This is a genomic window from Clostridium sp. AF27-5AA, from assembly GCF_003478415.1.
GTDB lineage: Bacteria > Bacillota > Clostridia > Lachnospirales > Lachnospiraceae > Otoolea > Otoolea fessa.
The window spans coordinates 53,419-67,810 of the sequence record NZ_QUFH01000005.1 but is presented as its reverse complement, the minus strand read 5'-3'; the positions used below and the strand labels follow the sequence as shown (position 1 = coordinate 67,810).

Below are 14,392 nucleotides of genomic sequence, written 5' to 3'. Positions count from 1 at the left end.
AAAAGACGGTTTTCGTCCGATCTTTCTGTTCTATCCCTTTAAAATCTTTGACAAACAACCGTCTTTTCTATTATTTCTATATCATTTCTGATGTCGTCCTATCATCTCAAGCCGCCATCTGACATCACCTATCAAGGGCTTCCCTTATTATTTCATGTGACTACTTTTTGCAGCCCTCCCACAAATCCTATAAGTTCCCCTTCATTTTCCTACCGTTCCTCCCGGAAATAATTCTCGCCCAGATGCGCCGGGATATGCGCCCCTTTATTCTTACGCATCGACGCGATCACCAGCACCAATGCGGTGATAATGAACGGAAGGGCATCGAAAAATGCCGTTGGAATCGCATACGTGTTTTTCGGCACATAGTATTTCAGCACGCGCAGAGCCCCGAAAATAAAGGAACCGTAAATAACATTGATCGGCTTCCACGCCGCGAAGATAACGAGGGCAACGGAAATCCAGCCAAGACCGCCGACGCTGTCGCGCAGCCACACACCGCCGTTGATGATCATGGAGCAATATGCACCGCCGATGCCGCAGATGGCACCTGAGAGCAGGATATTGATGTATCTCCACTTCGTAACTTCGATTCCCACTGCGTCCGCTGCGCCCGGATTTTCTCCGATCGCCTGCACATTTAAACCAACCTGTGTTTTATATAAGTAGAAACTCGCCACAATCGCGATGATGATTCCAAGATAAACGAACGGGTTATAGGAAAATAATAATTCTCCGACCACCGGCAGATCACTGAGTCCCGGGATGTGGATGTTACGCATCTGTGCCGTCACCGCATCCGGAAGTTTCAGGGTGCCGTTCTCTGATTTTTCCAGCATAAAGACGCCGATAAAATTGGCTAATCCGACGCCGAAAATCGTCAGGGTCAATCCCGTTACGTTCTGATTTGCCATAAATGTGACAGTCAAAACACCGTAAATCAATGCCGACAGCATTCCAGCCACCGCCGCAGCTAACAGCGCCGCAACAAAGTTATCCGTCTGATAGCCGACCATGAATCCGGCGCACGCGCCAATCGACATCATGCCCTCGACGCCCAGATTCAGATGTCCGACCTTCTCACTCAAAATTTCGCCAACCGTGCCAAACAGGAAAGGCGTACCCGCCAATACAGCCGCCACCAGAAATTTAATTACGATCTCGCTGCTCATGCGCGTGTACCTCCTTTTCCGCGAAATACAAATTGATACCGGATAAACAGTTCACATCCCAGAATGAAGAACAGGATGATTCCCTGCAGCACATCCGCACAGTCCGAGGACAATCCGAACGAAGACTGAACTACGCTGCTTCCTTTTTCCAGTACGCTGAACAAAAAGGTAACCAGCAGAATTACCGGCGGATTCAACTGTGCCAGCCATGCCACGATGATCGCCGTAAATCCGACACCTCCGGCAACTGCCGTCGTCAGCGTGACATCCGAACCGGTCGCCTGCACCATGCCGCCGATGCCGCAGACAGCGCCGGACAGAAACATCGTCCGCAGAACCACTTTTTTTACATTCATGCCGGCATAGCGAGCCGTCTCCTGGCTCTCTCCCACGACGCTGATCTCATATCCCTGCTTGGAACGATTTAAGTAAACCGCTATCACTGCCACCAGAATCAGCGCAATCACCCAGCCGAACTGGATGCCGAACACCTTATCGAGCGCCGCATTCTTATTGAAACGGGCAATCTTCGCATATCCCTGGGAACCTGGGTCACGCCATGCGCCCTCTCTCAAAAATACGATGACATTCAACGCGATATAGTTTAACATCAGCGTAAACAGCGTCTCGTTCGTATCATACCGGGTCTTAAACCACGCCGGAATGAGTCCCCACAGACCTCCGCCGATCGCGCCTGCCAAAAACATCACGAGCACCAGCAGCCAGTGATTCCAGTTCGCATGGAACAGTGCAAAATACGAGGCAAAAATACCGCCCATAATGATCTGTCCCTCGGCTCCGATGTTCCAGAATTTCATTTTAAATGCCAGCGTCACGCCCAGCGACGCAATTAAAAGTGGAATCATGATTTTGACCGTCGCCTGTATCGCCATCTCGCTTCGCAGCGCTCCGGTTACAATCGTCTGATAAATGACAAATGGATTCTGCCCAATCAGCAGGATAAAGAATCCGCCTGCCACCAGAGCCAGCACGATCGCCTCCAGACGGAGGATCAATGTTTCTCTTTTTCCAAGTTCCGCCTTTTTTACAACGCGGATCCACGGTTCTTTCATGCCTGTTCCTCCTTCTTTTCGGATGCCATACTCTTATCCAGCCCCAGCTCGCCCGCTTCGGTACCGGTCATCATCAGTCCCAGCTGTTCTTTCGTGAGCTTCTTCGCATCCACAATACCCGTGATCTTTCCATGGCAGAGTACCATGATCCGGTCTGAAAGCTCCAGAAGCACATCCAGATCCTCGCCGATATAGACAACCGCCACGCCCTTTTTCTTCTGCTGGTTCAGGAGGTCGTAAATCAGATAGGAAGAATTAATATCAAGCCCTCGCACCGGGTAAGCCGTGATCAGCACCTGCGGGCTCGACTCAATCTCACGTCCCAAAAGTACCTTCTGGACATTGCCCCCCGACATCATACGCACCGGCGTATCAACGCCCGGCGTCACGATTCCCAGTTCTCCGATCAGGCGTTCTGCCATCTCCCTCGCCGGTTTCCGGTCTACAAACAATCCTTTCCCTTCCGAATAGGACTTGAGCAGCATATTATCAACCATCCCCATTGAAGCAACCAGTCCCATGCCGAGACGATCCTCCGGCACGAAACTCATACTGATTCCGAGGCGGATGATCTCCGCCGGAGTCTTACCGATGATATTTTCCTTACGGTACAAAATAGCGCCCTTTTTCGCGTCCATCAACCCAGTCAGCGTCTCGCAGAGTTCTTTCTGACCGCTTCCGGCAACACCGGCAACGCCCAGAATCTCGCCTGTTTTAATCTCAAAAGAAATATCATCCAGCGCCACGCCGCCGTCACTCTTATCGACGGTCAGATCGACAATCTTCAAAATAGTCTCTCTCTTCTCCATCTCCGGGCGCTCGATATTCAGGCTGATTGGTCGTCCAACCATAAGCTCCGTAAGTTTCTTCTCATCACATCCGGCGGTTTCTACCGTCTCGATGCTCTTTCCTTTTCGCAGAATCGTGACACGGTCACTGATAGAAAGGACCTCATTTAATTTATGGGTAATAATAATAATCGCACAGCCCTGTTCCCGCATCCGGCGCAGGATTTTAAACAGCCGCTCCGTCTCCTGCGGCGTCAGGACTGCCGTCGGCTCGTCCAGAATCAGGATCTGGGCGCCTCTATATAATACCTTCAGGATCTCGACCGTCTGCTTCTCGCTGACCGACATGTCGTAGACCTTTTTCTCCGGTTCAATTTCAAGTCCAAATGACTGTCCAAGCGCTTCAATTTTTTCCCGCAACGCCTTTCTTCCCAGCCGTTTTCCCTTGGTTCCCAGCACGATATTATCCATCGCACTGAACACATCCACCAGTTTGAAATGCTGATGAATCATACCTATTCCTAAATTTCTCGAATCTACCGGCGAATTTATGGAGACTTCTTTTCCTCCAACCAGAATCGAACCGGCATCTGGGTGGTAGATACCGGAAAGCATGTTCATGAGCGTTGTCTTACCGGAACCATTTTCTCCCAAAAGTGCCATAATCTCGCCGTACCGGACGGTCAGATCAATCTTATCGTTCGCCACGACGCTTCCGAATGCTTTCGTGATCTGCCTACACTCAATGGCATACTGTTCTGTCATATCGTCACCTCAAATGAATATTTAACCAATTTTTTATCAATTTCCTAAAAAAGAAAAAAGAGGTGCCGCAAATGAAAGTGGATCCATTTGAAGCTGCCTCCTTTTATCTGTTATATACTCTTGAAATCTGCAACACCCGGAAGTGTTTCCGAACCTGTTTCAGCATCGCTTCCAGGTATATAATTCCGTGATTATTTCTCTACGATGTTCTTGAAGTACCAGTGAATATTGCCTGTGATATCTGCATCAGACATATGCTCGCCCTCGGTGCCAACGGTGGTTCCGTCGTTGCACTCGATCACGCCATCAAATACATCCCAGTCGCCAGACTCGATCTTCGCACGTGCCTCATCGATCTTCTCCTGCGTACCATCTACGCACAGGTCAGATAACGGGGAAATGTCTACCAGACCTTCCTCCAGACCGCCGAAGTAGTTCTCGCCTGTCCATGTACCATCAATCAGATCCTGTACAGCTTTGGTATAGTAAGCGCCCCAGTTCCAAACGGTGGAGGTCAGAACTGCCTTCGGAGCATCCTTGCTCATATCAGAGTTGTAACCAACACCAAATACGCCAGCTTCCTCAGCTGCCAGCTGCGGGTTCGGTGTATCGCAGTGCTGTCCAATGACATCACAGCCCTCGTTGATCAGGGCTACGGCTGCCTGTTTCTCACCTTCCGGATCGTACCAGCTGTTGGTGGTCTTGATGTAAACGGTTGCATCCGGGTTTACAGAATATACACCCATTGCAAATGCGTCACATCCGCCGGTAACCTCGGCATTGTCCTTGCCCCAGGCGCCGACATAACCGATCTTATTGCTCTCTGTCTTTAAACCAGCCGCGATACCAGTGAGGTAACGAGACTGATAAATCCGTCCAAAATAATTGTTAAAGTTCACACCGTTGGATTTGTAGCCGGTTGCATGGGAGAAGATAACGTCCGGATATTCTTCTGCCAGTGCCTCGCATGCATCCATGTAGCCCCAGCTTGTCGCGAAGATAATCTGGCATCCTTCCTCGACACACTCGCGCATTGCTGTCTCGATGGCAGTCTGATCATCGTCCGCTACGTTGTTCTTGCGGATAATCTGATCATCCTCCAGACCAACGGCTTTCTGCATCGCTACGATACCCTGATCATGCGTATAGCTGTAACCGGAACCATCCGCCGGATTTCCAATATGAATCACTCCGACCTTCAGATCCTCTTTAGCAACTGCCGGCATCACGCCCTCTGCTGCCTCGCCTGCTTCTGTGTCTGCCGCGTCAGCTCCCTTTTCCTCCGCTGCCTTCGTATCTGCTGTATCAGAAGACGAAGAAGAACAGCCTGCACACAGGGACAGCGCCATGGCAGCGCTCAGTAACACGCTTACTACTTTTCTCATAACATTTCCTCCTAAGAATGCCTGCGAATGCGGTTCTTTCCCTTTCTCATCGTTTGTCAGAATTCCCTCGCGGAACCTGAAATCCGAAAATAAAACCGCATTCCCGAAAATTTGGATCGATACAGGAGATATTATTGCATATTTACAGACGATTTTCAAGGAATTTGCCTGATTTTTACTGTGATATTTATTAATTTCTTTTCATAAGTTTTACTTATTTCTGTTTTCCTCCTGTAATCCCCCGATATGCAGGAAGGGAACACCGGAGGAATCAGCTGCCAGCATCTTTTTTCGACGCAGATAACACAAAAACAGGCACCAGACATTTCCTTTCAAAATGCCTGATACCTGCTCAGCTCACTGTAACTGATTTCTCTTATAACTTCGGCAAACACGTAACCGTCCACCTTATAATACACGGCTCTGTTTTAAGCCTCTGCCTCGCCATCTTCTTTCTTCTCTTCCAGAATCTTCATAAACTCCTCACCGGTGATCGTCTCCTTATCCAGAAGATAGTCTGCCAGCTCATGAAGCTTATCCTCATGCCCGGAAAGAATAGCTTTCGCTTTCTCATACGCGCTCTTTACCAGCGCAATCACTTCCTCATCGACCCTCGCCGCCGTCTCTGCCGAACAAGCCAGGGAAGTATCGCCGCCTAAGTAGGCGTTGTTGACCGTCTCGAGCGCTACCATGCCGAAATGGTCACTCATGCCGTAACGCGTCACCATCGCACGGGCGATCTTGGTTGCCTGTTCGATATCATTCGAAGCCCCTGTCGTGATAGAATGGAAGATCAGCTCCTCCGCCGCACGGCCGCCGGTCAGTGTCACGATCTTGTTGAACGCCTCTTCCCTGCTCATCAGGAAGCGCTGATCCGCCTCCACCTGCATCGTATATCCGAGTGCCCCGGAGGTTCGCGGCACAATCGTGATCTTGTGGACCGGAGCCGAGTGCGTCTGCAGCGCCGCTACCAGCGCATGACCGATCTCATGGTAGGAGACAATCTTCTTCTCATCCCCGGAAACACCGGCATCCTTCTTCTGATATCCGGCAATAACCGTCTCGACACTCTCTTCCAGATCCTGCTGGGACACGGTCTTTCGTCCCATCCGGACTGCCCGCAGCGCCGCCTCATTGACAATGTTTGCCAGCTCCGCGCCGCTCGCACCGTTGGTGGCACGGGCGATCTCATTGTAATCCACACTCTCATCCACTTTAACCTTTTTGCCATGGACTTTCAGAATTGCCTCACGGCCTTTCAGATCCGGCAGCTCTACCGGAATCCGGCGGTCAAAACGTCCCGGACGAAGCAACGCCGGATCGAGGGATTCCGGACGGTTGGTCGCCGCCAGAATGACAACACCCTTCTTGCCGTCAAAACCATCCATCTCAGTCAGAAGCTGGTTCAGCGTCTGCTCGCGCTCGTCATTGCCGCCCATGCCGGCGCCGTCACGCTTCTTACCAATCGTATCGATCTCGTCGATAAATACGATACACGGCGCTTTTTCATTGGCCTGTTTAAATAAATCACGCACCTTCGCCGCACCCATGCCGACAAACATCTCAACAAATTCCGAACCGGAGATCGAGAAGAACGGAACGTGTGCTTCCCCGGCAACGGCCTTCGCCAGCATCGTTTTACCGGTTCCTGGAGGTCCGACTAACAGGGCGCCCTTCGGCAGCACCGCACCGATCTCCGAGTATTTTTCCGGCTTATGCAGGAAATCGACAATCTCTTTTAATGCATCCTTCGCCTCTTCCTCGCCAGCCACATCTGCAAATGTGATACCCGTCTCGGATTCTGCATAAATCTTCGCATTCGACTTGCCAAACGTCATTGCGTTGCCAGGTCCGCCACCCATCCGTTTCATCAACGAACGTCCCATGAGCTGTCCGATTCCCACAAAGAGAACCAGCGGCAGGATCCAGGTCAGCAGGAAATTCAGCAGCGGTGACGCCTGTGTGTTGATCTCCGCACTGTATTTCACATCCTTACCATCCAGCAGATCATACAGGTTGACACCCGGAATCTCGCCGGTTTTATAGGTGACATTCCACGCTGTGTTTTTATTGTCATTTTTTAGCGTATAAACGATCTCATTGTTCGTCGTCACATACACTTCATCGACATTATCTTCCTTCAACTGATCACTGAACTGGTCAAACCGCACCTGCTGCGTCCGATCCATCATAGATGGAAAGAGGAAAATATTTAACAGCATGACAATCAGCATAACCAATCCATAATAATATAAAAATGATTTTCTGGGCGGCTGCTTTCCGCCGCCGTTCGTGTTCTCTACCATAGATTGTTCTCCTTATTGTGAGTCTGTGACAGATGGTTTCTGTGTTTCTGTCACATCGTTTCGTGATACATTAACATATACAGCATTCTTTGTTATTTGTCAATCCATAATAGTAAATATTTATTTACTTTTTATATTTGTTGACCTTTTTGTCTGGATGTGCTAGAGTACAAGTAAATTGATGTTTCCTTGTTTGCAATTTATGTTTGTGAAATGGACCGCATTTTATTACTTTGATATTTAAATTTGGAGGTTTTCCTATGAATCCAGGCAAAAAAAATTCAAATCTTTTAAAAAACACCGGTATCCACTTCCTGGAGTTTGCACTCGGCTTTCTCTCCCTGGCGAAATGCCACTACCAGCCAAGCCATGATATGAAAGTCAACTCGCTTCCATTTTTTGCCCTGATCGCGCTCGACAGCTGGGCAGATCAGGACTATACCATGTCTGAGCTGGCGGACAAGCTGAGTATCACAAAGCAGCAGCTCTCCCATATGATCAAGGTTCTTGAGGAACGCGGTCTGGTCGAGCGGATCCATGATACAGCCAACCGCCGCCGCGTCTACATCCGCATCTGCGATTCCGGCCGTGAGATGATGAACCAGATGAAGCAGGAAATGCTGTCTTCCACCCTGTTTGGGCTGCGCTCTTACACCCCGGAAGAACTGGCATCGATGGACGAGTGCCTGTGCCGCCTGATGGAATTAATGAAGAAATTCAACTGTGAAACCGATGAACCTGCGAAGAATGTATCCGTATGATAAAGACACCGGAGACACTTTTTTCTCCGCTTTCTTTTAAATCCTGTATAATTGACTTTTGTAACGTCCAGCAGCATTCCGGATTGATTTCTCTGCCATTTCATCCTTTCATCCGTTCCGGTGTGTTCCACACCTCGGCAGAGTTTTCTTTCTGTGCCAATGGACGTTTCTCAATGATACAGAAAGAAGGTTCCTACATATTATGCCACAAATGATAGAAAATCATATTTTTCCACACGCTGCTCATAGCAAGCACACTCTCCCCCTCTCATCCAGGCAAACTTCTGCTGCCATTCCACGCCTTTCCGGTCAAACGCGTGCTGCCGCACCTGCAAGAGCCCAAAAGGCCGCGGACGAATTTGCCCGCTACCTGCTCACGCGCAACCTTGCCGATGAGACACTCCGCGCTTACACTTATGCGGTACGGCAGTATTTTACCTATTACCGTGACATTACCTACCCCAATTTAAAGCTATACAAAATCTTTCTGCTCGAACACTACAAGCCGCAGACCATCAACCAGCGGATCCGGGCTTTGAATGCCTACCTGGATTTTAAAAAGCTCTATCCCGGGCATCTTCCCATGGTAAAAATCCAGCAGAAAACCTATCTGGATCACATGATCAGCGAGGCGGATTATGAATACCTGAAACGCTGCCTGCTTCGGGATGAACGGTACACTTACTATTTTCTCATCCGTTTCATGGCGGCAACCGGCGTCCGGGTCAGCGAAGTGATTCAGTTCCAGGCAGAAGATATTTTCTCCGGCTATAAGGACATCTATTCCAAAGGAAATAAAGTCCGGCGCATCTACATCCCACAGTCACTCCGAACCGATACCCTCAAATGGCTTTCCTTTCTCCACAAATCCCACGGTCCCATCTTCCTCAACCGCTTCGGTTCCCCCATCTCTCCAGGCGGCATCCGCAGCCAGCTCAAAACCATCGCCCTCTCCTACCACATGACACCGGAAATGGTACATCCGCATGCATTCCGCCACCGGTTTGCCAAGAGTTTTATCGAAAAATGCGGCGATATTTCCCTGCTGGCGGATCTGTTAGGACACGATAGCATCGAAACAACCCGGATTTACCTGATGAAATCGAGTCAGGAACAGCAGACGGTGATTGACCGGGTGGTGACGTGGTAGGCACAGGCGTGTGAAAACCATAAAAGGGGAAAGAACTGCCATTTTCCACAATTCTTTCCCCTTTATTATAAATTTATTTTTTCTCTGCTTCCACAATCACGAGCTCATATGGAAGTGCTTCCTCAGCGCTATCGGTTCTAATGTTTTTAACTGACCGTTCTACCGCATTCTTTTTTTCTCTTGCTTCCCACTATCCAGCTTTGTCTCAACATTCTGTTCCGCCTTCTTTTCAGAATCTTCCTCCTTTTCTGCTGTTCTACTAATAAGACGATGGGAAATTTCATTTGGTTTTACATATTTGCAATTTTTTTAACAACTTTTCTTTCCAAATAAATATTTTTCAAAACGGAAGTTAGAAGAACCAGATGGATAATAGAAAACGCATAAAGATATTACAGGCATAAAAAAAGCCCGGCAGAAAGAAAATGTGCTATGACATTCTCTCCCTACCGGACTTTTCCTAATATTAAATTTTCTTACAGCACCTTACTCAAAAATGCCTTCAATCTTTCGCTCTTTGGATGCTCAAAGAACTCCTTCGGTTCGTTTTCTTCGATGAAGTTGCCGCCCTCCATGAACATAACGCGGGTTGCCACCTCGCGGGCGAAGCCCATCTCATGGGTAACCACGACCATCGTCATGTGTTCCTCGGCAAGCTGACGCATTACGTTTAATACCTCGCCTACCATCTCCGGGTCAAGCGCAGAGGTTGGCTCGTCAAAGAGCATCACATCCGGATGCATTGCCAGTGCGCGTACGATCGCCACACGCTGTTTCTGACCGCCGGAGAGCTGTCCCGGATAGGCGGATGCCTTTTCCTTTAATCCGACACGCTCCAGAAGTTTCAATGCCTCCGTCTCCGCCTCGTCCTTCGGGCGTCCGAGCAGTTTCATCGGTGCTAGCGTCATATTATCAAGAATCGTCATATGCGGGAACAGGTTGAACTGCTGGAATACCATTCCCATTTTCTGACGGAGTTTGTCAATGTTTGTCTTCGGATCCGTGATATCCGTTCCCTCAAAATAGATGTGTCCGCCGGTCGGTGTTTCCAGCAGGTTCATGCAGCGCAGAAATGTGGATTTACCGGAACCGGATGGTCCGATCACGCAGACAACATCCCCCTTGCGTATCTGGGTGGAAATATTGGTCAGGACCTTTAAATCACCGAACGCCTTGGAAAGGTCATTGATGTCAATTATCACTTCTCCGTTTTGTACGTTATCGTTCATTCTTTCTCAGGCTCCTTTCCAGATTCTGTGCAAAGTGGTTGAAGATCATCGTCAGCGCCAGATAAACAGCAGCCACGATCAGAAGCGGTGTCCACGCGTCATACGTTCTGGAACGGATGATATCACCGCCCTTTGTCAGATCCTGCACCGCCACGTAACCGGCTACCGAAGTCTCTTTCAGAAGAACAACAAACTCATTGCAAAGCGCCGGAAGTACGTTTTTAAACGCCTGCGGCATAATAATATAACGCATCGTCTGGACATAGTTAAAACCAAGGCTTCGACCTGCCTCCATCTGTCCCTCGTCGATCGACATGATACCGGAACGGAAGATCTCCGCTACATATGCCGCCGAGTTAAGACCAAACGCGATCACACCGACAAAGACGCCGGCAAATACACGCGATACAAAAATACAGTAATAGAAAATCATCAACTGAATGACAACCGGCGTTCCCCGGATGACCGTCAGATATACCTGGCAGACACCATTTAAAAATTTCATTTTACCGGTTTTGTCGTGAGTCGCACGGACAATCGCAATCAGCAGACCAAGGGCAATGCCGATCAGGGTCGCAAATAACGTGATGATCAGGGTATTTTTCAGGCCCCCTGTCAGATACTGCCACCTGTCATCCTTGATCAGGTTTAAATATAAGGCCTGCTTGAGTTTCTCCAATCCGTTTTCCTCCTTGTAAGATGATATAGACCCGAAAAAGGGCTGCTGCCGAATTTCATCTTTTTCATTCTGCAGCAACCTTTTTCTTAATCAAACAGATGTAGCTTTTTCTGTCAAATTATTCAGCGGTAATGTATTTTGCAACGATCTCGTCCAGTTTTCCAGACTCTTTCAGGTTTGCGATGGATGCGTTGATAGCGTCCAGAAGCTCTGTATTGCCCTTCTTAACTGCGATTGCGTACTCTTCTTCTGCGTACGGTGTTTCCAGAAGCTTTAAGCCGTCATTCTCGTCTACAAATACCTGTGCCGGTTTGTTGTCAATGATAACTGCATCGATCTTGCCAGTGGACAGTGCCTGTACTGCATCTGCGCCCTTGGAAAATCTCTGTACACTCTCCTCGCCGAAATCATCGGTGGAATAAAGGTCACCGGTGGTACCCTGCTGAACACCGATCTGTTTGCCCTTTAAATCATCCAGGGATTTGATGTCGCTGTCCTCGGTTACGATAACAGACTGAACGCCGGTTGCGTAAGTGTCAGAGAAATCCACCTGGGTCTGACGATCCTCGGTAACAGTCATGCCTGCTGCTGCGAAATCAGCTTTGCCAGACTGAACCTCCGGGATGATAGAATCGAATGCTACGTCGGTGATTTCCAGAGATGCTCCCATATCCTCGCAGATAGCGTTTGCAATATCTACGTCGATACCTACGATATCATTTCCATCGTGGTACTCATACGGTGCGAACTCAGCGTTGGTGGACATAACCAGAGTCTTTCCTGCAAATGCGCTGTCGCCAGCCTCTGCTGCCTCGCTGCCCTCTGCTGCCTCTGCGGTTGTCTCCTCATTCTCCTCTGCGGCTGCGGTTGTCTCTGCCGGTTTGGAAGAGCATGCTGCTAACGATGCTGCCATAGCAGTTGCCATAGCGATTGCTGCTAATTTCTTTTTCATAATAAATTCCTCCTCATTTCTATTCGCTGCTTTTGTATTTTTATGCAGTAAATACGAATATTCTTACTTTTATTACTGTATCTAGGAATACATTATACCGCATTTTTATAAATAATCAAGCCTGAATTCCTGTTTTTTACAGGGTTTTGTATGATTATGCATTCTTTTCCAATTTGTACGGTTCCAGTTACGGACAGATCTTGTTGTTAATTCTTGGCACGGGAGTTTAATAGTTGCATAATCAAAAAACGCAGAGTCTTTTTATATTTGTCATTCCTACACGAAAGCAAATGCCCGCACTTCTTACTCCGTATGTACGGATCTTCTGGATGATTCGGTTGGTGAAATTTTGAAAGTAAATGAAAGCAGATGACAGCTCGAAGAATGTTTCCGGTTTCCGAACGGATTATCAATTCATAACGAACAGTAAAATGAGAACAATTCCAAAAATGGACAAGGAAGAAAAAAATACTATAGTCTGCAACAGCAACAAAAATCGCTGCACCCCAGCAAATACAAGGGTTACAGCGATTTTATTTTCACTCAACTGCCAAAGACTGGTGTATCTGAACCTGGCTTTTCTATGGTCTTTCCGATGAATAGCTTGGCTGGCTTTTCATTGAGATTTCTTATGCTTTTTTTCGTTGACATTTAATACTGTTCAATGTATCATATAATCAAGAAATGGGTTTGTTACCGTACAGCTATTGCTCAAGCGGGGTGCTCGTTTCTTTTTTTATGTTCACCATGTCATACAGATATAAATTTCCGTCTGCAGCATTTCGTATCAACATTTCTATCCTGAATATATTAAATCATTCAAGAATACCTCGGTGCTCTTGTATCCAAAAGCAGACGCACCCTTTCTTACTTCCTCGAACATTTTTCCGCATCGATCGCCAGCACAAACATCAATGCATCCAATGCATATTCCGGCTCATTTACCTGAATAACATACGTGTCCGTCATATGGAACAGCTCTTTGCTGACACTGGCAACCGAATATCCCCTTTGATCGAGGATATTATAATCCCATTCCATAATCGAACCGTCGATATGCCAGCCATTGTAATCAATATTGTAATGCGGCATCAGGAAAGAGAATTCTTTACTCAAGCATCCGATATAGGTGCCTTTTTTATATATCTCAAATTTTGGCAGAAATGTCAGTACACGCTGAACAACCATTCCAATTTCATTGCCGTCTGCATCATATATCACCAACTTATGGCCCCAGGACAACTGGCCTTTTACCACATATACTGTATTGCCAAACTCATCATAAATATCATAACTGTCAAACCACGAAAATAACCGCTGTTTAAATAAAAGCTTCATAAAATCACCTCAAATATCATAATCCGTTCTCTTTTGTCCTCGCCCGGAAACAAATCCGATGTGTCAATCTCATCATAAAACATTAGCTGTTCCTCCGTCATCAGACAACTGATATATTCCTCCGATGGATAATAAAAAAACAGCAGTATCTCTCTCGGATTTTCGTAATAGGACTCATATATCCTGGCAAGAACAGAGTGCAATATCTCTACCGAAAATGGATTGAAAAAATAACACCGGTCCACTTCTGGAGGAAGCTCATAGTTCTCCGCACTGCTTAAGATAAAGGAAGTACGGTTTCCGGACACTGCCGTCTCCTTATTTTCTGCTGCCCCCTGATAAATACGTTCATCGTATTCGATTCCGATTGTTTTACTCCTTGTCTGATAGGACAAGTAAAAACAGACTCTTCCCTTGCCGGTTCCATAGTCCAATAAGGTATTATTCTTCCGAATTAATCCGCTGTTCGCCAACCGTTCCAGAACCACGTATGCCGTCGGTTCGTATGGGTATCGGTATTGATCCGCATGCGAATCATCTCTGCCGCTTGTTCGGATTTTCAGAAATCTATCCCATTGGGTCTCATTTTGGTTCATGGTATATCTCCCGTATCATTTACTCGATTCTTATATCTACAGAATATAGGAAATTGGCGGCGCTTGTCAACTTGCAGCTTTGGAAAGAAAAAAATTGCAAATATGTAAATCTCCCATCGTCTTATTATGGGCAGATCTTGTTGTTAATTCTTGGCAAATCTAATATTTCGTACTATAACTATTCTGTACCGTTTTCTC

12 protein-coding genes are annotated in these 14,392 nt (G+C 47.6%); 2 read left to right on the top strand and 10 right to left on the bottom strand.

Going from position 1 to position 14,392, the window contains the following annotated elements; genetic code table 11:
* Nucleotides 1-209: 209 nt before the first annotated feature.
* The 5 genes from DWY89_RS06820 to ftsH all read right to left on the bottom strand — a co-directional run bounded on the left by DWY89_RS06820 (nt 210) and on the right by ftsH (nt 7,489).
* Nucleotides 210-1,172, bottom strand: coding sequence for an ABC transporter permease (locus DWY89_RS06820; protein ID WP_118524510.1), 963 nt, complete (start codon nt 1,170-1,172; stop codon nt 210-212).
* Nucleotides 1,169-2,245, bottom strand: a complete 1,077-nt coding sequence (locus DWY89_RS06815) for an ABC transporter permease (RefSeq protein ID WP_118524509.1) — start codon at nt 2,243-2,245, stop codon at nt 1,169-1,171. The genes DWY89_RS06820 and DWY89_RS06815 overlap by 4 nt, the downstream gene beginning before the upstream one ends.
* Nucleotides 2,242-3,798: an ABC transporter ATP-binding protein gene (locus tag DWY89_RS06810; RefSeq protein WP_107000563.1), complete on the bottom strand. Its 1,557-nt coding sequence runs from the start codon at nt 3,796-3,798 to the stop codon at nt 2,242-2,244. The genes DWY89_RS06815 and DWY89_RS06810 overlap by 4 nt, the downstream gene beginning before the upstream one ends.
* Before the next feature lie 191 nt (nt 3,799-3,989).
* Entirely contained in the window at nt 3,990-5,183 is a 1,194-nt protein-coding gene (locus DWY89_RS06805; protein WP_107000564.1) for a BMP family ABC transporter substrate-binding protein, read from the bottom strand.
* 428 nt (nt 5,184-5,611) lie between these two features.
* Entirely contained in the window at nt 5,612-7,489 is a 1,878-nt protein-coding gene (ftsH, locus tag DWY89_RS06800; protein WP_118468261.1) for an ATP-dependent zinc metalloprotease FtsH, read from the bottom strand.
* 260 nt (nt 7,490-7,749) lie between these two features.
* Between ftsH and DWY89_RS06795 the strand changes: the two genes are divergently transcribed.
* Both DWY89_RS06795 and DWY89_RS06785 read left to right on the top strand, forming a co-directional pair.
* Nucleotides 7,750-8,250, top strand: coding sequence for a MarR family transcriptional regulator (locus DWY89_RS06795; protein WP_118524508.1), 501 nt, complete (start codon nt 7,750-7,752; stop codon nt 8,248-8,250).
* A gap of 202 nt (nt 8,251-8,452) precedes the next feature.
* Entirely contained in the window at nt 8,453-9,400 is a 948-nt protein-coding gene (locus tag DWY89_RS06785) for a tyrosine-type recombinase/integrase (protein WP_243022779.1), read from the top strand.
* Between the two features lie 476 nt (nt 9,401-9,876).
* Here DWY89_RS06785 and DWY89_RS06780 read toward each other — a convergent pair whose 3' ends face one another.
* From DWY89_RS06780 to DWY89_RS06755, 5 genes are all read right to left on the bottom strand, one after another.
* The gene (locus DWY89_RS06780) at nt 9,877-10,629 is read right to left on the bottom strand and encodes an amino acid ABC transporter ATP-binding protein (protein WP_022360149.1); all 753 of its coding nucleotides are present in this window, start codon (nt 10,627-10,629) and stop codon (nt 9,877-9,879) included.
* Nucleotides 10,619-11,308: an amino acid ABC transporter permease gene (locus DWY89_RS06775; protein ID WP_022360148.1), complete on the bottom strand. Its 690-nt coding sequence runs from the start codon at nt 11,306-11,308 to the stop codon at nt 10,619-10,621. The genes DWY89_RS06780 and DWY89_RS06775 overlap by 11 nt, the downstream gene beginning before the upstream one ends.
* A 118-nt stretch (nt 11,309-11,426) precedes the next feature.
* A complete protein-coding gene (locus DWY89_RS06770) occupies nt 11,427-12,260 on the bottom strand; it encodes a basic amino acid ABC transporter substrate-binding protein (protein WP_118524506.1) in 834 nt (277 codons plus the stop codon).
* 867 nt (nt 12,261-13,127) lie between these two features.
* On the bottom strand, nt 13,128-13,598 hold the full coding sequence (locus DWY89_RS06760; protein WP_118523041.1) for an LURP-one-related family protein: 471 nt from the start codon (nt 13,596-13,598) through the stop codon (nt 13,128-13,130).
* On the bottom strand, nt 13,595-14,194 hold the full coding sequence (locus DWY89_RS06755; RefSeq protein WP_118523883.1) for a methyltransferase domain-containing protein: 600 nt from the start codon (nt 14,192-14,194) through the stop codon (nt 13,595-13,597). Before DWY89_RS06755 ends, DWY89_RS06760 begins: the two co-directional genes overlap by 4 nt.
* Nucleotides 14,195-14,392: the final 198 nt, after the last annotated feature.

Excerpts from the sequence above, each read along its gene's own strand:
- DWY89_RS06820 (WP_118524510.1), bottom strand. The coding sequence starts at position 1,172 with ATGAGCAGCGAGATCGTAATTAAATTTCTGGTGGCGGCTGTATTGGCG.
- DWY89_RS06755 (WP_118523883.1), bottom strand. The coding sequence starts at position 14,194 with ATGAACCAAAATGAGACCCAATGGGATAGATTTCTGAAAATCCGAACA.
- DWY89_RS06805 (WP_107000564.1), bottom strand. The coding sequence starts at position 5,183 with ATGAGAAAAGTAGTAAGCGTGTTACTGAGCGCTGCCATGGCGCTGTCC.
- DWY89_RS06770 (WP_118524506.1), bottom strand. The coding sequence starts at position 12,260 with ATGAAAAAGAAATTAGCAGCAATCGCTATGGCAACTGCTATGGCAGCA.
- ftsH (WP_118468261.1), bottom strand. The coding sequence starts at position 7,489 with ATGGTAGAGAACACGAACGGCGGCGGAAAGCAGCCGCCCAGAAAATCA.
- DWY89_RS06795 (WP_118524508.1), top strand. The coding sequence starts at position 7,750 with ATGAATCCAGGCAAAAAAAATTCAAATCTTTTAAAAAACACCGGTATC.
- DWY89_RS06785 (WP_243022779.1), top strand. The coding sequence starts at position 8,453 with ATGCCACAAATGATAGAAAATCATATTTTTCCACACGCTGCTCATAGC.
- DWY89_RS06760 (WP_118523041.1), bottom strand. The coding sequence starts at position 13,598 with ATGAAGCTTTTATTTAAACAGCGGTTATTTTCGTGGTTTGACAGTTAT.
- DWY89_RS06815 (WP_118524509.1), bottom strand. The coding sequence starts at position 2,245 with ATGAAAGAACCGTGGATCCGCGTTGTAAAAAAGGCGGAACTTGGAAAA.
- DWY89_RS06780 (WP_022360149.1), bottom strand. The coding sequence starts at position 10,629 with ATGAACGATAACGTACAAAACGGAGAAGTGATAATTGACATCAATGAC.
- DWY89_RS06810 (WP_107000563.1), bottom strand. The coding sequence starts at position 3,798 with ATGACAGAACAGTATGCCATTGAGTGTAGGCAGATCACGAAAGCATTC.